Below are 17,644 nucleotides of genomic sequence, written 5' to 3'. Positions count from 1 at the left end.
GGCAGCCCTTGTCCTCGGGCCCATGTCTGCACTCCTATCGTGGCAGCGAGTGGCGCTGCCAACTGGCTGGAAAAGCCATGGCTTTTGACGGCATTTAAGGCGGCCGTCAGCGCCGTCAGCGCCGTCAGTGCTTCAGCTGCTGCCGCGCACCATCAGCTCGAAGCCCACATCCACCTGCCGGCGGGGCACAGGCTCGCCGTGCATCAGGCGCAGCAGCATCTGCGCGGCCTGCTCGCCGATCGCCGCCCGGGGCGTGCGCACGGTGGTGAGCGGCGGCACCCATTGCGCGCTGCCCGCCAGGTCATTGAAGCCTGCCACGCTGAGCCGCTGCGGCACCGGAATGCCCAGCCGCAGCGCCGCCAGCAAGCCGCCTTGCGCCAGGTCGTCGTTGCAGAAGAACAGCGCGTCCACGTCGGGGTGGGCCTGCAGCACCTGCTGCATCAACTGGTCGCCGAGCGCCAATGACGAGGGCAGGGGGCTCAGGCATTCAAGGGCCGGATCATGCAGACCGGCTTCCGCCAAAGCCTGCCGATAGCCGTCGAGCCGTTGCAGCACACGCGGGTCGAGCTGCGCACCGACAAACGCCACCCGGCGGCGGCCCTGGGCCAGCAGGTGCTGGGTCAATGCATAGCCGGCTTCGCGCTGTGACAGGCCCACCGAGTACGGTGCTTCATCGTTCAGGTCGGGCGCGCCCAGCTCCATCAGGTGAATGCAGGGCACGCCGCTGGTTTCAATCAAGCGATGCGCTTCGGGCGTGCGGTCGAAGCCGGTGACCATCAGGCCGGCAGGCCGGTGCGCCAGGTAGCTGCGCAGCAGAGCTTCTTCTTCGGCCGGTTGGTAGTGCGTCACGCCAATCAGCATCTGGAAGCCGGCGGGTTGCAGGCAGCGTTGGGCGGCTTCCAGCAAATCAACAAACAGGTTGTTCGACAGCAGCGGGATCAGCACGGCCACATGGTGGCTGCGGGCTGAGGCCAGCGCGCGCGCCGCCGGGTCAGGCACGTAACCAAGCTGTCGGGCGGCGTCATGCACGCGTTGCGCCATGGCCTCGTCGACGCTGCGGGTGCCACGCAGCGCGCGCGAGGCCGTGATGGGGCTGACGCCGGCGGCCTGGGCCACATCGGCCAGGGTGACACGGCCGGTGGCCCGGGAGCGTTGCGAACTGGGCATCTCGGGTTAACCCCGTTTACGCGTAAAAGTCATGGCCTGTAGGATAGCGCTATCCCGTTGAGTTTCTCATCGGTGTTTGCCTGAACGCGACGAGCTTTTGCTCTTCGGGAGGCACGGTACGGGTCAACAGACAAAGCGTCGATGACCCGTTTCATTTACCAAGCAAAGATAGCGCTATCCCAAATGAAAGCCCTCGTGGTGATGGGTGTCTCCGGCTGCGGCAAGTCCAGCCTGGGCGCCGAATTGGCACAGCGCCTGGCCTGGACGCTGGTGGAAGGCGATGACTTCCATCCGCCCAGCAACATGGCCAAGATGCAGGCCGGCCAGGCCCTGAACGACGCAGACCGTGCGAGCTGGCTGGCTACCTTGGGCGGCCAGCTGGCGGCCCACCCGAACGGCGTGGTGTTGACGTGTTCGTCGCTGAAGCGGGCTTACCGCGAACAACTGCGCTCGGCCTGTGCCGGTCTCGGCTTCGTGCACCTTCAACTCACGCCCGACGAGGCTCGCCAGCGCGTGGCGGCCCGCCCGGGCCATCCGTTCCCGCCCAGCCTCGTTGACAGCCAGTTCGCCGCGCTCGAAGACCCGGCGGGTGAACCTCGGGTGCTGTCACTCTCGGCCACGCGCCCCTTGATCGATCTGGCAGCCGATACCCAGGCCTGGATCCAACAGGAGACCTCCCTTGTCTGATTCCACCAACCCCGGCTCGTCCGGTTTCCAGCGCTGGTCTGAACGCGCCATGGCCCTGTGCCTGGCCGTGATGGCCGCCGCGGTGTTCCTCAATGTCGTGCTGCGGTACGGCTTTGGCAGCGGCGTGGCGGCCAGCGAAGAGCTGTCGCGCCTGCTGTTCGTCTGGATGGTGTTCATCGGCGCCACCGCCGCTTACCCCATGGGCCAGCACATGGCCTTCACGGCGCTGCTGACGCCGCTCGCGAAGCGCCCGGTCGCCCTGAAAGCCATGTCGCGCCTCGTGCATGCGCTGGTGCTGCTGAGCTGCGGCTTGCTGGGCTGGGGCGCCTGGCAGCAGGTGGTGATCGGCATGGACAGCCGCAGCGTGGTGATGGCCTACCCGACGGCGCTGCTGCCGTTGCCGGCCTTTCTGTGCGCCGTAGCCATTGGCGCGATGTCTTTCTGGAATCTGCTGCGTGGCGAGGTGATCGACCTCGGCCATGAGAGCGAGGTGGAGTGATGAATCAAGGTCTCGTCTCGATCATCTTCATCGTGGCCATGCTCGGCCTGATGGGGTTGGGCATGCCGATGGCGTTTTCGCTGGTGCTCACCGGTGCCGCCATGGCCTTCGCGCTCGACTTCTGGGACACCCAGTTGCTGGCGCAGAACCTGGTGGCCGGCGTCGACAGCTTCCCGCTGCTGGCCGTGCCCTTCTTCATCCTGGCCGGCGAGCTGATGAACGCCGGCGGCATCAGTCGCCGCATCATCGACATGGCCCGCGCCTGGGTCGGCCACATCCGTGGCGGCCTCGGCTTCGTGACCATCGGTGCGGCCATCCTGATGGCCAGCATGAGCGGCTCGGCGCTGGCCGATACCGCCGCGCTGGCCACCATCCTGCTGCCGATGATGCGCAGCCAGGGCTACCCGATGCACACCTCGGCCGGCCTGATGGCGGCGGGCGGCATCATCGCCCCGATCATTCCGCCGTCGATGCCCTTCGTGATCTATGGCGTCACCACCAACACCTCCATCTCGGCGCTGTTCCTCTCGGGCATCGTGCCGGGCCTGCTGATGGGCGTGGGCCTGATCGTGGCCTGGCGTTTGCAGCTCAACAAGTTCACCGTGGTGGCGGATGAGCGCCTGAGCATCGGGCAGCGGCTGGTGGCCACCGGCAAGGCTTTCTGGGCCATGCTGATGCCGCTGATCATCATCGGTGGCATGAAGTCGGGCGTGTTCACGCCGACCGAGGCGGCCGTGGTGGCCGCGTTCTATGCGCTGGTGATTTCGTTCTTCGTGCACCGCGAGCTGACGCTCTCGGGCTTCCATGACGTGCTGGTGCGCGCTGCCAAGACCACCGCCATCGTGATGTTCCTGTGCGCCGGTGCGCAGGTGGCCAGCTACATGGTCACGCTGGCCGACCTGCCGTCGACCCTGGCCGCCTGGCTGGGCCCGTTGATCGACAACCCGCGTGTGTTGATGGCGGTGATGATGATCACGCTCGTGCTCATCGGCACGGCCCTCGACCTGACGCCGACCATCCTGATCTTCGCCCCCGTGATGCTGCCCATCGCGGTGAAGGCGGGCATCGACCCGGTGTACTTCGGCCTGATGTTCGTGCTCAATGGCGCCATCGGCCTGATCACGCCGCCGGTGGGCACGGTGCTCAATGTGGTGGCCGGCGTCGGCAAGCTGCGGCTCGACGAGGTCATCAAGGGCGTCAATCCGTTCCTGATGGTCTACCTGTTCATCCTGACCCTGTTCGTCATCTTTCCCCAGATCGTCATCGCGCCCGTGGCGTGGATGCGCTGATCTCTTCCTTCCCTGAGATTGCACACACCCTGTAGGAGACAAACATGCAATTGAGTCGTTCCGTGATCGCCGCACTGGCCCTGGCCGTGCTGTCGCCCTTGGCCGCCCAGGCCCAGGACATCAAGCCCCGCCTGATCCGTTTTGGCTACGGCCTGAACGAGCAGAGCAACCAGGGCCGTGCAGCCAAGGTGTTCTCCGAGGAAGTGGAGAAGGCGTCTGGCGGCAAGATGAAGGTGCGCGCCATCGGCGCCGCGGCCCTCGGCCCGGACACCCAGATGCAGCAGGCCCTGATCGGCGGCGCCCAGGAAATGATGGTGGGCTCCACCGCCACGCTGGTCGGCATCGTCAAGGAAATGGCGCTGTGGGACACGCCGTTCCTGGTCAACAACGTGAAGGAAGCCGACGCCCTGCTGGACGGCCCGGTGGGCGAGAAGGTCAAGGCCAAGCTGAACGAGAAGGGCCTGGTGGGCCTGGTGTATTGGGAAAACGGCTTCCGCAACCTCACCAACAACAAGCGCGCGGTCACCAAGCTGGAAGACCTGGATGGCGTGAAGCTGCGCGTGATGCAGAACAACGTGTTCCTCGACAGCTTCAAGACGCTGGGCGCCAACGCCGTGCCGCTGCCGTTCTCCGAGCTGTTCAGCGCGCTGGAAACCAAGGCCGTGGACGGCCAGGAAAACCCGTTCAACACCATCCTGTCGAGCAAGTTCTACGAGGTGCAGAAGTACCTGACGGTCACCAACCACGTCTACAGCCCGTGGATCGTGCTGGTGAGCAAGAAGTGGTGGGACGGCCTGAGCAAGGACGAGCAGAAGGTGCTGATGGACGCTGCCGTGAAGAGCCGCGACTTCGAGCGCGCCGATACCCGCGCCGAAGCCGCCAAGGCCCTGGGTGATCTGAAGGCCAAGGGCATGCAGATCAATGAGCTGAACCCGACCGAAGCCGCCCGCATGCGCGACAAGCTGACCCGTGTGAACGCCGGCATTGCCGCCAACGTGGGCATGGACCTGTGGAATGAAACCCGCAGCGAGCTGGAGAAGCTGCGCGCACGCAAGTGATGGCTTGAGCCTCAGGCGGCGTTCAACAGCGCCGCTTTTTGAGTTTTCTTGACCCTGCCGGCAACGGCAAAACGCCCCGGGCTGCAAGCCGCCACGGGGCGTTTTTCATGGTGCTGATCGAACCAGAATCAGCCGATGCGCTTGTCGGTGGCAGCGTCAAAGACGTGCATGGCGTGGCGTGGCCAGGTCAGCGAGAGTGCAGTGCCGATGGACGTGTCGACCTTGCCTGGCACACGGGCCGTCCAGGTGCCCAGTGGCGTGTCGACCATCGCATAGGTTTCCGGGCCGGTGGGCTCCAGCATCGCCAGCGTGCCGGGCAGGCCACCGGCGGTGTCTGCGGCGGCCAGTTGCAGGTCTTCCGGGCGCACGCCGACCAGCACCGAGCTGGCTTGCGAACGGCTCAAGGCCGCGCTGGTGTCTTCAGCCAGCGGCAGGCTCAGGCCATGCGCCATCGGCACGCCGGCCTGCACCTGGCAGGGCACCAGGTTCATGGCGGGTGAGCCGATGAACTCGGCGACGAAGCGGGTGGCCGGGCGGGCATAGATGTCGTCAGGCGTGCCGAACTGCTGCACCACGCCGTCCTTCATCACGGCGATGCGGTCGCCCAGCGTCATGGCTTCGACCTGGTCGTGGGTGACGTAGACGGTGGTGGTGCGGGTGCGCTGGTGCAGCCGCTTGATCTCGGCGCGCATTTCCACGCGCAGCTTGGCGTCGAGGTTGGACAGCGGCTCGTCGAACAGGAACAGCTTGGGGTCACGGGCCAGGGCGCGGCCCATGGCCACACGCTGACGCTGGCCGCCCGATAGCTGGCCCGGCTTGCGGTCGAGCAGATGATCGATCTGCAGCATGGCGGAGACGCGGGTCACGGCGGCTTCGCGCTGGGCCTTGGGCACCTTGCGCATTTCCAGGCCGAAGGCGATGTTCTGCGCCACGTTCATGTTCGGATAGAGCGCGTAGCTCTGGAACACCATCGCGATGTCGCGGTCCTTGCTGGGCAGGTGGGTGATGTCGCGCTCACCGATGAAGATGTTGCCGGTGGTCGGCACATCCAGGCCGGCAATCATCGACAGCAGCGTCGACTTGCCGCAGCCCGACGGGCCCACGAGGATCAGGAATTCGCCCGCATCGATCTCGATGTCGATGCCCTTGAGGATGTCCACCGACCCGAAGGTCTTGCGGACGTTTTTGATGGAAAGTGCACCCATGATGTTCAACCCTTGACGGCGCCGGCGGTCAGCCCGCGCACAAAGTACTTGCCTGCCACCACATAGACGAAGAGGGTGGGCAGGGCGGCGATCATGGCCGCGGCCATGTCAACGTTGTATTCCTTGACCGAACTGGAGGTGTTGGCCAGGTTGTTCAGGCCCACCGTGATGGGCTTGCTGTCGGCGCCGGAAAAAACCACGCCGTAGAGGAAGTCGTTCCAGATGTTCGTGAACTGCCAGATCAGCGTCACCACCAGGATCGGCGTGGACAGCGGCAGCACGATGCGCCAGAAGATCTGCCAGAAGTTGGCACCGTCCAGCATCGCGGCCTTGATGAGCTCGTCCGGCAGGCCCACGTAGTAGTTGCGGAAGAACAGCGTGGTGGAGGGAATGCCGGCCAGCACGTGCACGAAGATCAGGCCCCAGACCGAGCTGGCGATGCCCAGCCAGCCCAGCACCTGGCTCATCGGCAGCAGCACCACCTGCATCGGCATGAACACGCCGAACAGCAGCAGCGCGAACAGGAATTCACTGCCCGGAAACTTCCACTTGCTCAGCACGTAGCCGTTGAGCGAGCCCAGCAGCGTGGAGATGGCCACGGCCGGCAGCACCATCAGCACCGAGTTCATGAAGAAGGGCTTGAGGCCGCCGCAGTCGGTGCCCGTGCAGGCACTTGACCAGGCCGTGGCCCAGGCCGCGAGGCTCGGGCTCAGCGGCAGCGACAACAGGGTGCCGGTGCGGATCTCGTCCATGCCCTTCAGCGAGGTCGCGACCATCACGTAGAGCGGGGTCAGGAAGAACACCGCGAACAGCAGCAGCACCGACAGCAGGGCCAGTCGGCCGAGGGTCAGGCGAGGGGTGAGGGAGGCTGGCGCGCTCATCAGTTCTTGCTCCGCAGTTCGGAGTAAAGGTAGGGCACGACGATGGCGGCCACCGTGGCCAGCATGACCGTGGCGCTGGCGGCGCCCAGGCCAATCTGGCCGCGCGAGAACGCCATCGTGTACATGAAGGTGGCAGGCAGGTCGGTGGCGTAACCGGGGCCGCCGGCCGTCAGGGCCATGACCAGGTCGAAGCTCTTGATGGCCAGGTGGCTGACCACCATCAGCGTCGAGAAAAACACCGGACGCAGCGTCGGGATGATGATGCGCCAGTAGATCAGCGGCAGGCTCGCACCATCGACCTGGGCGGCCTTGATGATGGAGTCGTCAATGCCGCGCAGGCCGGCGAGGAACAGCGCCATCACGAAGCCGGCGGATTGCCACACGCCGGCAATCGCCACGCAGTAAATCGCCTTGTCGGGATCAACGAGCCAGCCGAATTCGAAGTTCTCGAAACCCCACTGGTGCATCAGGTGTTCCAGGCCCAGGCCCGGGTTCAGCATCCACTTCCAGGCCGTGCCGGTGACGATGAACGACAGCGCCATCGGGTAGAGGTAGATGGTGCGCAGGGCGCCTTCAACGCGGATCTTCTGATCCAGCAGGATGGCGAGCAGCAGGCCCACCACCATGGCGCCGCCGATGAACAGCAGGCCGAAGATGCCGAGGTTGGTCAGCGCCACCCACCAGCGTTCGTTGTCGAACAAGGTCTGGTATTGCTCGAGGCCGACCCATTCATAGTTCGGCAGCAGGCGTGACGCCGAGAACGACAGCACGCCGTTCCAGGCCATCAGGCCGTAGATGAAGAGGAACGACAGCAGGAAAGAGGGCGCGACGACCAGCCTGGGCAGCCAGGGGGTGCGCGCCGATGCGCTGCGAGACATAGAGGAACCTTGCAAATAGAAAAGCCGGGCCGCGCGCTGGTGGCACGCGCAGCCCGTCAATCTGGCCACCGAGACATGGCGGCCAGGGCGCTTGCGCGCAGGGATCAGCGCGTCTTGGCGGCGGTGGCGATCTTCGCCATCGCGTCCTTGGCGCTCATCTTGTCGCTGTTCCAGAACTGGCTGACGGCGTCCTTGATGGCGCCTTCAGCAGCCGAAGGCACAGCCATGCCGTGGGCGATCGACGGCACCAGCGCGCCCGACTTGGCGGTGGCCACGAAGTCAGCCGACGAGGTCTTGGCGCAGTCGTCGAACTTGTCCATCTTCATGTTCAGGCGAACCGGGATCGAGCCCTTGTTCAGGTTGAACAGTTCCTGGAATTCCGGCGACATGATGGCCACGGCCAGGTCCTTCTGCGCCTTCACATTGGCTTCGTTCTTCAGCTTGAACAGCGCGAACGAATCGATGTTGAAGGTGAAGGCCTTCGAGGTGCCAGGGGCAGCGGCGCAGACGAAGTCCTTGCCCGGGGTCTTGCCTGCAGCCAGGAACTCACCCTTGGCCCAGTCACCCATGATCTGCATGCCGGCTTCGCCCTTGATGACCATGGCGGTGGCCAGGTTCCAGTCGCGGCCCGGGGCGTTCTTGTCGGTGTAGTCCTTGACCTTCTTGAAGGTGGTCAGCACCTTCTCCATGGTCGGGCTGCTCAGGCTGGCGGGGTCGAGTTGCACCAGGGCCTTCTTGTAGAAGTCGGTGCCGCCCACGCCCAGCGCCACGGCTTCGAAGGTGGTGAAGTCTTGCCAGTTCTGGCCACCGTGGGCGATGGGCACCACGCCGGCCTTCTTCAGGGCTTCAGCGGCCACGAAGAATTCGTCCCAGGTCGTCGGCACCTTGGCGCCGGCCTTCTTGAAGACTTCCGGGTTGGCCCACAGCCAGTTCACGCGGTGCACGTTCACCGGTGCGGCAATGTAGTTGCCCTTGTACTTCATGATGTCGCTGACGACCTTCGGCAGCGATTCATCCCACTTCTCGGCCTTGGCGACATCGTCCATGTTCGCCAGCACGCCTTCCTTGGCCCACTCCTGCAGCGACGGGCCCTTGATCTGGGCAGCGGCCGGGGCATTGCCCGACACCACGCGCGACTTCAGCACCGTCATGGCGGAATCACCACCGCCGCCGGCCACCGCGAAGTCCTTCCAGGTGTGGCCCTTCTGCTGCATCGTGGCCTTCAGGGCCGACGCGGCCTTGGCCTCGCCGCCGCTGGTCCACCAGTGCAGCACTTCAACTTCACCGGCACGAGCTGCCTGGCCGGCCATCATGGCCACGCACACCAGGGCGCCCAGCGCGACAGGGGAACGCATCAAGGTCTTGGTCATTTCTCTTGTCTCCATCAATGGAAAAACGGGGCCGGCAACATTGTGCGGCCGGCCCTTGGCACTCACACGATCAGAACCACCATTCGACCTGGGCGCCGTAGCTGGTGCCCGAGGTCTTGCCGTCAAACGCCGTCTTGCCGGTCACGTTGCCAGCAGCCTTGTTCCAGTTCGCGAACGTGGCGTACAGGCGGAATTCCGGACGGCTGAAGAAGTCCTGGCCAACCGACAGGGTCGGGGCCAGCGTCAGCTTGGTCAGGCGGGCAGTTTCGCCGCCTTCCGGCTTGTACTGCGACACGCCCAGCTCGGTCAGGAACTTGAAGTTGCGGGTGAAGGCGTACGACACGCGGCCGCCGAGGGTCGCCGAGTCGGTCTTCAGACCGGCGCTGTCCTTCTCGCTGGCCACCAGGGCGATGACCTGGCCGCCGAACGGACCCTTTTGCCAGGTGGCGGTTTCCACCAGACGCCAGCTCTTGGCGGCCGAGCCGGCGCTCAAGTCACCGAAGTTGGCGTTCAGCGAGGCGGAGCCCTGGGCGTACTGCACCCAGAAGGTGTTGCTCAGGCCCGTGCCGAAGATGTTGTCCTGGTCGTGACGCAGGCTCACGGTGGCGCCGCTGGTGCCGCCGTCGAAGTCACCCTTGGTGGCTGCAGCGAAGAAGTTCAACTTGCCGCCTTCGTTCACCGGCAGGTTCACGTATTCGAAGTTCAGGCGGTTGCCCGGCTTCGTCACGTCCTTGTCGGTCTTGTAGAACGCCATGCCGAACTGACCCGAGCCTGCCTTCAGGCCCTTCATGCCGGCGCCCACGCCCAGTGCTTCGATGAACTGGGTGTCGACGATGTGCACGTCACCACGACGGCCACGTTCCTTGCCGATCCAGAAGGTGGCTTCAGGCGCGACGTCGAAGCCCTTGGCTTCGGCGAACATCTGTTCGATGGCCATGCCGGCGCCGTCGTTGTCGGTGGCGCCCTTGTAGTAGTTCGTCATCAGGGTGGCGCGGTACTCGATGCCATCCTTCTGGAAACCCTGGCTGAGCTGGAACTCGCCGTAGAAGTCGCACTCGTTGCCGAGGCGGTAGGTCATGCCTTTGCTGCCGGCGCCCAGGCCATAGCAGGCGCGGTTGGCGTTGCCGCTGGTGAGGCCGGGGCCGGCGCGGAAGTAACCGGTCCAGTCAACGGCCAGGGCCGATTGGCTGGCCAGCAGCAGGGTCAGGGCGATCGGCGTTGCGCCGATGAGGGTGCTTTTCTTCATGTGAGCGTCTCCTTGGTGCGGGCTGGGGGGCCCGGAGTTTGGTGTGTCCGCACATGGCCTGAACGACAGCGTTAACTCATTTGTTAACGAAACGTTCATGTTCATGTTTGGTGGCGCAATTATTAATGAAGCATTAATACAACCAACATCGGGGATTACACGAATGCGGCAGCGCGCCTGCAACACGGCGGGCGCACGGCTCAAGGTTGGGGATGACGGGGGAGAAGCGGGAGAACGCCGGTCGAAATTCGGGCGAACGCCGGCTGAACGCCGGTAGGGGCGGGCCGCCCGGCCCGGGGTGGCCTCAGACTAGCGGCAGGTCGATGCGCACCATCAAGCCGTGCGGTTGCAGGCTGTGCAGCGTGACGCTGCCCTGGTGACGCTCGACGATTTCACGCACGATGGCCAGCCCCAGGCCGCAGCCGGTGCCCAGGTGCGTGGCGCGCACGAAGCGCTCGAACACGGCCTCATGCTGCTCTGGCGGAATGCCGGGGCCGTTGTCGAGCACCTCCAGCCAGGCGCGGTGCGGTTGCCGACGCAGCCGCACGGTGACTTCGGCACCGCGCTCGCAGTAGCGCAGCGCGTTGTCGATCACGTTCATCAAGGCTTCGCGCAGCAGCAGGCCGATGCCGGCCACCTCGCAGGGCAGCAGCACATCCCCATCGGCTGCATCGTCGAAACCCAGGTCGATGCCGGCCTGCCGGGCACGAGGCACTAGCTCGGCGGTGAGCTCACGCGCAAGGCGGGTCAAATCAACCCGGCTGCGGTCCTGGCGGCCGGCGGATTCCGGTTCGGCGCGCGCCAGCGTCAACAGCTGGTTCACCAGGTGGGCGCTGCGCGTGGCGCTTTCATGCACCCGTTGCAGGCGGGCCTGCAAGGCGGGGTCGGTGGCATCTTTCAGGGCCAGCTCGGTCTGGCTTTTCAAGCCGGCCAGCGGGGTTCGCAGCTGGTGCGCGGCATCACTGATGAATCGTTTCTGCGCGCCCACGTTGTGCTGCACCGCACCCAGCAGGTCATTGATGGCCTGGGCCAGCGCGCGCACCTCACCCGGCGCAGCTTCCAGCTCGATCGGCGTCAGGTCATTCGGGGCGCGGCCTTCGACCAGGCTGCGCAGCCGGGCCAGCGGCGCCAGGCCGGCCCGGATGCCGGCCCAGACGATCATCGTCATCAGCAGCATCAGGCCCGAGAGCGGCAACACCGTATCAACCAGGATGCGGCGGGTGAGTTCTTCCCGGTTGGCGCTGGAGCGGGCCACCTGTACCAGCATGGTCTGCATCGGGCCGTTTTCGTCGCCGTAGCTCAGGTACAGCGCCGATACGCGCACCCGCTGCGGGGGCTCGTCGGCGTGGTTCTGCGGGGCCACCTGGCCGTCGTAGAACACGGTCTCGCCGGGCTGATGGGCCTTGTTGCTGTCAGGCGGTGGCGGCAGGTTGCGGTTGCCGAGGATGAACTCGCCGGGTGGGGCGCTGACGGTGTAGAGCAGCCGATCCGAGGGGTCTGCTTCCAGCACGTCCTGAGCCGCCCGCGGGAAGTCGATGAACAGGCCGTTGCCCATCGGCTTGACCTGCCGCGCCAGTGCGCGCGAAGCCTGCGACAAGCTGGCGTCGATCACCTCATTGGCATAGCGGGCGGCCAGCTTGTAGGTGAACAGCGCCCCCGCCAGCCACAGCACCAGCTGGGGCAGCAGCACCCACAGCAGCAGCTGGCGCCGCAATGAGCGGCCACCGGGCAGGGCTTCCACCCAGCGGTAAAGCCAGGCTGCATGAGGGCGGTGAAGCACGGGCAGGTCGCGGCTCAGGCCGTCTGGGTGTCGAGTTCGAGCAGATAGCCCAAGCCCCGCACCGTGCGGATGGCCACACCGGAGTTGTCGATCTTGCGACGCAGGCGGTGGATGTACACCTCGACCGCGTTGTTGCCGCTCACGGCTTCACTGCCGTCTGCACTCCAGCAAAGGTGGATCTGCTCCTTCGTGACCACACGGTCGCGGTGGGTCAGCAGCAGGTCCAGCAGCAGCCATTCTCGCGGGCTGAGCTCCAGCACCTCGCCCATCACGCTGACGCGGCGGGCTTCGCGGTCGTAGATCATGCGGCCGAGGTCGGTCGCGCCGGTGGCTGATTTGCTCCGCCGCAGCAGGGCGCGCAGTCGGGCTTCGAGCTCCGGAAAATCAAAGGGCTTGGTGAGGTAGTCATCGGCCCCGGCATTCAGGCCCGCCACGCGGTTGTCGAGGCCGTCGAGCGCCGTCAGCACCAGCACTGGCAGGTTGGGGCGCGCCGCGCGCACATGCTTGAGCACGGTCAGGCCGTCCACCATCGGCAAGCCGAGGTCCAGCACGGCCAGGTCCCAGGTCTGCTTCAGCAGCAGGTATTCGGCCACCGCGCCATTGGGGGCGTGCTCGACCTGGAAGCCGGCTTCCATCAGCTGGGCCGACAGCGCGTCAGCCAGGATCACATCGTCTTCTGCGAGCAACAAGTTCATGAATGAGAGCTTAACGCGGCCGCCGCCGCCTCGCCATCCGGAGATAGCCCGAGCCGCGTCAGCCGGATTTGTCACAATCGCGCCCATTCCGCTGACCACGCCCTCCCGGCACCTTCCCGTGACTCTGCCATCCAGCCTTGCGTTTCGCCCGCGACAGCTCGCCGTTTGGTGTGGCTTGTGGCTGGCCGCTGGGTTGTTCACGGGGGCGACATGGGCCCAGGGCGGCGGGGCGTCGAGCGCGGTGGCCCGCAGCGCGCCGACTGAATCGCCCACCTTGCGCAAGATCCGCGACACCGGCCTGATCACGCTCGGTTATCGCACCAACTCCCCGCCGTTTTCCTTCCTTGACGCGCGCCGGGTGCCGGTGGGTTATTCGCTTGATCTGTGCGAGCGCGTGGTGGACGCCGTGAAGCGGCGCCTGGCGCTGCCTGATCTGGAAGTGCGCACCGTGCCTGTGGGTTCGGCCACGCGCATGCCGCTGGTGGCCAACGGCAGCGTGGACCTGGAGTGCGGCATCACCACCAACACCGCCGAGCGGCAGAAGCTGGTGGCGTTTTCGGTGACCACCTTCGTGGCGGGCAGCAAGTTGCTCTCAAGGCGCAGCAGCGGTATCCGCACCGTGGACGACCTGCAGGGGCGCACCGTGGTGTCCACACTCGCCACCACCAGCATCCAGTACCTGCATGCGCTGAACCAGGCGCGTGATCTGGACATGCGCATCCTCGCCGGTCAGGACGACGTCGAGGCTTTCCGCATGGTCAGCACCGGCCGTGCCGTGGCCTACGCCATGGACGATGTGCTGCTGCTCAGCCTGCTGAGCACCGCGCCCGATGCGGCCGACTTCGTCATTGCCGAAGAGCCGTTGACGCGTGAGCCCTACGGCATCCCGATGCGGCGCGGTGACCCGGTGTTCAAGAAGCTGGTCGACGACGTGTTGACCGACCTCTATCGCCGCGGCGAGATCATGCAGATCTACCGCCGGTGGTTCCAGTCCCCGGTCGGGCCGCGGGGCGTCAATTTGCAGTTGCCGATGAGTGAATCGCTGCAGCGCGTCATCCGCCACCCCACCGATTCACCGGACCCGGCGACTTACCGCTGAAACGTCGGCTGAAGCCTCAACGGAAGCGCTCAGGGTCAATGCCGTGCCGGTGCAGCTTGTCGTAGAGCGTCTTCTTGGCGATGCCCAGTTGCTGCATGACTTCCTGCATGCGGCCCTGGCAGCGCTGCAGCGCCTGCTCGATCAGCGCCTTCTCGACCAGCTCGATCTGCTGCGCCAGTGAGGTGGGCGCATCCGCGCTGGTGCTGGTCAGGTCGGTCGCGCCGTTTTCCAGCACATAGCGGTCAGCTGCGTTGCGGATCTCGCGCACATTGCCCGGCCAGTCGTGGGCCATCATCTCTCGCAGCAGGGCAGGGGTCAGCTCCGGCGGCGGCAACTCGTAGCGCGCACTGGCCTGGGTCAGGAAATACTGGAACAGCAGCGGAATGTCTTCGCGGCGTTCACGCAGCGGCGGCAGGTTGATCACCGCCACATTGAGCCGGTAGTACAGGTCGCTGCGGAACTTGTGCTGCTCGCCCATCTCCTTGAGGTCGGCCTTGGTGGCGGCCACGATGCGCACGTTCAGCGGCACCTCCTCGTTCGAGCCCAGCCGCTCGATCTTGCGTTCCTGGATGATTCGCAGCAACTTGATCTGCATGCTGATCGGCATGGTCTCGATCTCGTCGAGCAGCAGCGTGCCGCCGTTCGCATGTTCGAGCTTGCCGATGCGGCGTTTGGCGGCCGAGGTGAAGGCGCCCGGCTCATGGCCGAACAACTCGCTCTCGAACAGCGTTTCGGGCAGGCCGCCGCAGTTGATGGCCACGAAGTTGCGGTCGCGCCGGTTGCTGTGGTCGTGCAGGCAGCGGGCCACCAGTTCCTTGCCTGAGCCGGTTTCTCCCAGGATCATCACGTCGGCCGACGTGCTGGCCAGGCGCAGCACCTTGCGCCGCACTTCCTGCATCGCCGGTGAATCGCCCAGCAGCACCGACTCGATGCCGATGCGCTGCTGCAACTGCGCCCGCAGGTCATCGAGCGCCACGCGCAGCACGCGCTTGTCGAGCGCCCGCATGGCTGTGTCGACAAAGCGCTCCGGGTCAAACGGCTTCTCGATGAAGTCGTAGGCGCCGGCACGCATGGCGTTCACGGCCATCGCGATGTCGCCGTGGGCCGTCACCACCACCACGGGAATGTCGGGGTCGATGGCGCGCACGCGGTCCATCAAGGTCAGGCCGTCCATGCCGGGCAGGCGAATGTCGGTGATGACGATGACCTGGGCGCCGGCACTCACGTGGGTCAGCGCATCTTCGGCGCGGCCGAAAGCCTGCACCGCCAGGCCGGACAACTCCAGCGTCTGGCTGACGCTCGACCGCACCGGCGGATCGTCCTCGACGTACAAGACCTTGAAACCATCAAACATCGGGATCCTCGACGGGGGCCAGATCAAATTCGAATCGCATGCCTTCTTCAAGGCGATGCGCGCGCAAGGTGCCCCCAAACTCGCGCACGATCTTCGTGGAAATCACCAACCCCAATCCCAGCCCTTGACCGGCGGGTTTGGTGGTGAAGAAGGGCTCGAACAGGCGCTGCAGCTGCTCGTCCGTGATGCCCGGGCCGCTGTCATCGACCCGCACCATGACGCGGTGCTGTGTCATCTGTGCCGACAGGCGCAACACGCGCCGCTCACTGTGGGCCATGGCGTCCACCGCGTTGCCCGCCAGGTTGAGCAGCACCTGCTCCAGCCGCGTCGGGTCACCCAGCGCCTGCAGCGTGTCGGCGATGTCCACCATCACGCCCACCTGATTTTCACGCAGGCGGTGCTCCAGCATCAGCAGCACGTTGCGGGCGGCTTCGGCGAGTGAGACCGGCCGGTTGTGCGGGCTGTCCTTGCGCGCAAAGTTCTTGAGCTGGGTGACGATGCGCCCCATGCGCTCGGTCATCTCGTCGATCGACTGCAGGTTGCGGATGGCGTCCTGGATGCGCCCGGTGTCCAGCAGGCGGATGCCATTGCGCGACAGCGCCCGCAGGGCGGTGAGCGGCTGGTTGATCTCGTGCGAGATGCCGGTCGACATCTGGCCCAGCACGGCCAGCTTGCTGGCCTGCAGCAGCTCGTCCTCGGCCAGCATGCGCTGGGCGATCTGGCGCTTGAGCTCGTCGTTGGTACTGCGCAGCTGGGCGGTGCGCAGGTCCACCTGCCGCTCCAGCTGATCGTGCGCCTGCTGCAAGGCATTGCGGGCCTGCAGCAACTGGCGCAGCACGCGGCGCCGGTACAGCACATACAGCAGCAGCAGGCCGGCCAAAGCGCCTGCCGCCGCGCCGCCCAGTGCGGCCATGCGCGATTGGCGCCAGACCTCGGAGGGGTCGGACAACGTCAGCATGCGTCCGCCCACGGCCGTCAGCGTGCGTTCCTGCAGCAGGTAGCGGCTGGTGGTGCCGGCGCCCAGCAGCGGCGCACGAACCAGCGTGGCGCCCGGCGCCAGCACGGTTTCCGTCTGCAGGGCCAGCACGGTGGGCGGCGGTGTACTGGTGCTGCGAGGCACGGCCGGCTCCAGGTTCTGCAGGTGCCGGTACTTCCAGCTGGGCACCGACGACATCACCACGCTCTCGCGCTCATCCACCACCAGCAGCCGTTCGCTCTGGGTGCGCAGGCCCAGGTCAATCCAGGTGGCCTCGAGCGGCGACAGGTTCACCGTGACCACGACATTGGCCCGTGTCTTTCCTTGTCTCTGAACCGGCAGCACGAACTGGTAATCGGTGCTGCCATCCAGCGGGTTGCGGCTGAAGTGGTCACCACTGGCCATCAGCTGCACCCAGGATGAGGTGCTGCGCTGGGCATCGGCGCCAGCCATCAGACTGCCCAGGTCACTGCGGGCCAGCACGCTGCCTTCCGGGTCCAGCACCAGCACCTGCGCGGCACCGGCGCGCACGCCGATGCGGGCCAGGGTGCGGCCGGCGCGTTCGGCCAGGGCCGGGTTGTCGGGGTTGTCCAGCAAGGCCCGCACGTCGTTGTCGGCGGCAATCAGGCTGGGCAGGTAGGCAAAGCGCGCGAGCTCGGCCTCCAGCGTGGCGGCATACAGCTCCAGCCGCTCATTGGCCACCGCAGCCAGGTTGATCAGGCCGGCGCGCTCATTCCAGCGGAATCCGACGATGCCGCCCAGCGCCACCAAGCCCACCATCAGGGCCGCCAGGAGGCCGGAGCGCCACCAGCGAGGGGGCGGCGCCACAGGCGGGCGCGGCGTGGGGAAAGCAGGCGGAAGCGACATCAGGGTGCGTAGTGTGCCCAATGGGAGCGGGTGCAAGGCGCTGCGCCAGCGGACTTTTTTCGAGTGTCGGGCCGCTCAGCCCCCGCCTTGGTGTGAAACACCGCACGAACCGCAGTTTGGTGAGTGCGGATTTCCACACTCCTGCTGCACGCTCACCGTGCACCGGGGGCACCTGCAGGGGGCGGAAGGGGCTCAACAGGCTCTGAACCGTCGGGGCTTACCCTGAACCAAGCTGGTGCATGGGCAATGTGGCATGGGCTGTGCAATATGACCGCTGTCTCAGCAGCTTTGGCGGTCCGCCGCGTAAAGGTCAAACCCATGGATATCTTCGTACAACAGATCATCAACGGCCTGGTGCTCGGGAGCATGTATGCGCTCGTGGCCCTGGGCTACACGATGGTCTACGGCATCATCAGCTTGATCAACTTCGCGCACGGCGAGGTGTTGATGGTGGGGGCGATGGTCAGCTGGACGGTGGTCACGGCGCTGGCGGACTCGGGTCTGCCGGGCTGGGCGCTGCTGCTGATCTCGCTGGTGGCGGCCATCATCGCGTGCTCGGCGCTGAACTTCGCGATCGAGAAGATCGCGTACCG

16 protein-coding genes are annotated in these 17,644 nt (G+C 65.9%); 6 read left to right on the top strand and 10 right to left on the bottom strand.

Annotation, left to right across the window (positions count from 1 at the left end; all coding sequences use genetic code 11):
• Positions 1 to 132: 132 nt before the first annotated feature.
• Complete coding sequence (gntR, locus tag AACH00_RS17450) at positions 133 to 1,167, bottom strand: HTH-type transcriptional regulator GntR (RefSeq protein WP_341400455.1); 1,035 nt, start codon at positions 1,165 to 1,167, stop codon at positions 133 to 135.
• Positions 1,168 to 1,350: 183 nt separating this feature from the next.
• On the opposite strand from gntR, the gene AACH00_RS17445 reads away from it, so the two are divergent.
• Genes AACH00_RS17445 through AACH00_RS17430 form a run of 4 tightly spaced genes read left to right on the top strand, consistent with a single transcriptional unit; the run spans position 1,351 to position 4,700 of the window.
• Positions 1,351 to 1,854 (top strand): gluconokinase, encoded by a 504-nt coding sequence (locus AACH00_RS17445; RefSeq protein ID WP_341400454.1) that lies wholly within the window; start codon positions 1,351 to 1,353, stop codon positions 1,852 to 1,854.
• Between the two features lie 49 nt (positions 1,855 to 1,903).
• On the top strand, positions 1,904 to 2,353 hold the full coding sequence (locus tag AACH00_RS17440) for a TRAP transporter small permease subunit (RefSeq protein WP_423221957.1): 450 nt from the start codon (positions 1,904 to 1,906) through the stop codon (positions 2,351 to 2,353).
• Positions 2,353 to 3,642, top strand: a complete 1,290-nt coding sequence (locus AACH00_RS17435; protein WP_341400452.1) for a TRAP transporter large permease — start codon at positions 2,353 to 2,355, stop codon at positions 3,640 to 3,642. Before AACH00_RS17440 ends, AACH00_RS17435 begins: the two co-directional genes overlap by 1 nt.
• Before the next feature lie 44 nt (positions 3,643 to 3,686).
• Positions 3,687 to 4,700, top strand: coding sequence for a TRAP transporter substrate-binding protein (locus AACH00_RS17430; protein ID WP_341400451.1), 1,014 nt, complete (start codon positions 3,687 to 3,689; stop codon positions 4,698 to 4,700).
• Between the two features lie 128 nt (positions 4,701 to 4,828).
• Here AACH00_RS17430 and AACH00_RS17425 read toward each other — a convergent pair whose 3' ends face one another.
• From AACH00_RS17425 to AACH00_RS17395, 7 genes are all read right to left on the bottom strand, one after another.
• Positions 4,829 to 5,905, bottom strand: coding sequence for an ABC transporter ATP-binding protein (locus tag AACH00_RS17425; RefSeq protein WP_341400450.1), 1,077 nt, complete (start codon positions 5,903 to 5,905; stop codon positions 4,829 to 4,831).
• A 5-nt stretch (positions 5,906 to 5,910) separates the two neighbouring features.
• The gene (locus AACH00_RS17420) at positions 5,911 to 6,786 is read right to left on the bottom strand and encodes a carbohydrate ABC transporter permease (RefSeq protein WP_341400449.1); all 876 of its coding nucleotides are present in this window, start codon (positions 6,784 to 6,786) and stop codon (positions 5,911 to 5,913) included.
• Complete coding sequence (locus AACH00_RS17415) at positions 6,786 to 7,664, bottom strand: carbohydrate ABC transporter permease (protein ID WP_341400448.1); 879 nt, start codon at positions 7,662 to 7,664, stop codon at positions 6,786 to 6,788. The genes AACH00_RS17420 and AACH00_RS17415 overlap by 1 nt, the downstream gene beginning before the upstream one ends.
• Before the next feature lie 104 nt (positions 7,665 to 7,768).
• On the bottom strand, positions 7,769 to 9,019 hold the full coding sequence (locus AACH00_RS17410) for an ABC transporter substrate-binding protein (RefSeq protein WP_341400539.1): 1,251 nt from the start codon (positions 9,017 to 9,019) through the stop codon (positions 7,769 to 7,771).
• Positions 9,020 to 9,104: 85 nt separating this feature from the next.
• Positions 9,105 to 10,280: a maltoporin gene (locus AACH00_RS17405; RefSeq protein WP_341400447.1), complete on the bottom strand. Its 1,176-nt coding sequence runs from the start codon at positions 10,278 to 10,280 to the stop codon at positions 9,105 to 9,107.
• Between the two features lie 304 nt (positions 10,281 to 10,584).
• The gene (locus AACH00_RS17400; protein WP_341400446.1) at positions 10,585 to 12,060 is read right to left on the bottom strand and encodes a sensor histidine kinase; all 1,476 of its coding nucleotides are present in this window, start codon (positions 12,058 to 12,060) and stop codon (positions 10,585 to 10,587) included.
• 14 nt (positions 12,061 to 12,074) lie between these two features.
• Entirely contained in the window at positions 12,075 to 12,755 is a 681-nt protein-coding gene (locus tag AACH00_RS17395) for a response regulator transcription factor (protein WP_341400445.1), read from the bottom strand.
• Between the two features lie 274 nt (positions 12,756 to 13,029).
• On the opposite strand from AACH00_RS17395, the gene AACH00_RS17390 reads away from it, so the two are divergent.
• Complete coding sequence (locus AACH00_RS17390; protein WP_341400444.1) at positions 13,030 to 13,854, top strand: amino acid ABC transporter substrate-binding protein; 825 nt, start codon at positions 13,030 to 13,032, stop codon at positions 13,852 to 13,854.
• Positions 13,855 to 13,870: 16 nt separating this feature from the next.
• Here the strand turns inward: AACH00_RS17390 and AACH00_RS17385 are convergent, their stop codons facing one another.
• Positions 13,871 to 15,208, bottom strand: a complete 1,338-nt coding sequence (locus tag AACH00_RS17385; RefSeq protein WP_341400443.1) for a sigma-54-dependent transcriptional regulator — start codon at positions 15,206 to 15,208, stop codon at positions 13,871 to 13,873.
• Complete coding sequence (locus tag AACH00_RS17380; protein WP_341400442.1) at positions 15,201 to 17,051, bottom strand: sensor histidine kinase; 1,851 nt, start codon at positions 17,049 to 17,051, stop codon at positions 15,201 to 15,203. The genes AACH00_RS17385 and AACH00_RS17380 overlap by 8 nt, the downstream gene beginning before the upstream one ends.
• Positions 17,052 to 17,369: 318 nt before the next feature.
• On the opposite strand from AACH00_RS17380, the gene AACH00_RS17375 reads away from it, so the two are divergent.
• The coding region (locus AACH00_RS17375; RefSeq protein WP_423221955.1) for an ABC transporter permease subunit at positions 17,370 to 17,644 on the top strand (275 nt) is incomplete at its 3' end.

Source organism: Ideonella margarita, assembly GCF_038066635.1.
GTDB lineage: Bacteria > Pseudomonadota > Gammaproteobacteria > Burkholderiales > Burkholderiaceae_C > Ideonella > Ideonella margarita.
This window is presented reverse-complemented; position numbering and strand designations above follow the sequence as displayed.

Bases quoted from the DNA above. Each gene is read 5' to 3' on its own strand.
- AACH00_RS17445 (WP_341400454.1), top strand. From the start codon at position 1,351: ATGAAAGCCCTCGTGGTGATGGGTGTCTCCGGCTGCGGCAAGTCCAGC.
- AACH00_RS17395 (WP_341400445.1), bottom strand. From the start codon at position 12,755: ATGAACTTGTTGCTCGCAGAAGACGATGTGATCCTGGCTGACGCGCTG.
- AACH00_RS17440 (WP_423221957.1), top strand. From the start codon at position 1,904: ATGGCCCTGTGCCTGGCCGTGATGGCCGCCGCGGTGTTCCTCAATGTC.
- AACH00_RS17380 (WP_341400442.1), bottom strand. From the start codon at position 17,051: ATGTCGCTTCCGCCTGCTTTCCCCACGCCGCGCCCGCCTGTGGCGCCG.
- gntR (WP_341400455.1), bottom strand. From the start codon at position 1,167: ATGCCCAGTTCGCAACGCTCCCGGGCCACCGGCCGTGTCACCCTGGCC.
- AACH00_RS17415 (WP_341400448.1), bottom strand. From the start codon at position 7,664: ATGTCTCGCAGCGCATCGGCGCGCACCCCCTGGCTGCCCAGGCTGGTC.
- AACH00_RS17385 (WP_341400443.1), bottom strand. From the start codon at position 15,208: ATGTTTGATGGTTTCAAGGTCTTGTACGTCGAGGACGATCCGCCGGTG.
- AACH00_RS17430 (WP_341400451.1), top strand. From the start codon at position 3,687: ATGCAATTGAGTCGTTCCGTGATCGCCGCACTGGCCCTGGCCGTGCTG.
- AACH00_RS17435 (WP_341400452.1), top strand. From the start codon at position 2,353: ATGAATCAAGGTCTCGTCTCGATCATCTTCATCGTGGCCATGCTCGGC.
- AACH00_RS17410 (WP_341400539.1), bottom strand. From the start codon at position 9,019: ATGCGTTCCCCTGTCGCGCTGGGCGCCCTGGTGTGCGTGGCCATGATG.
- AACH00_RS17425 (WP_341400450.1), bottom strand. From the start codon at position 5,905: ATGGGTGCACTTTCCATCAAAAACGTCCGCAAGACCTTCGGGTCGGTG.
- AACH00_RS17420 (WP_341400449.1), bottom strand. From the start codon at position 6,786: ATGAGCGCGCCAGCCTCCCTCACCCCTCGCCTGACCCTCGGCCGACTG.
- AACH00_RS17405 (WP_341400447.1), bottom strand. From the start codon at position 10,280: ATGAAGAAAAGCACCCTCATCGGCGCAACGCCGATCGCCCTGACCCTG.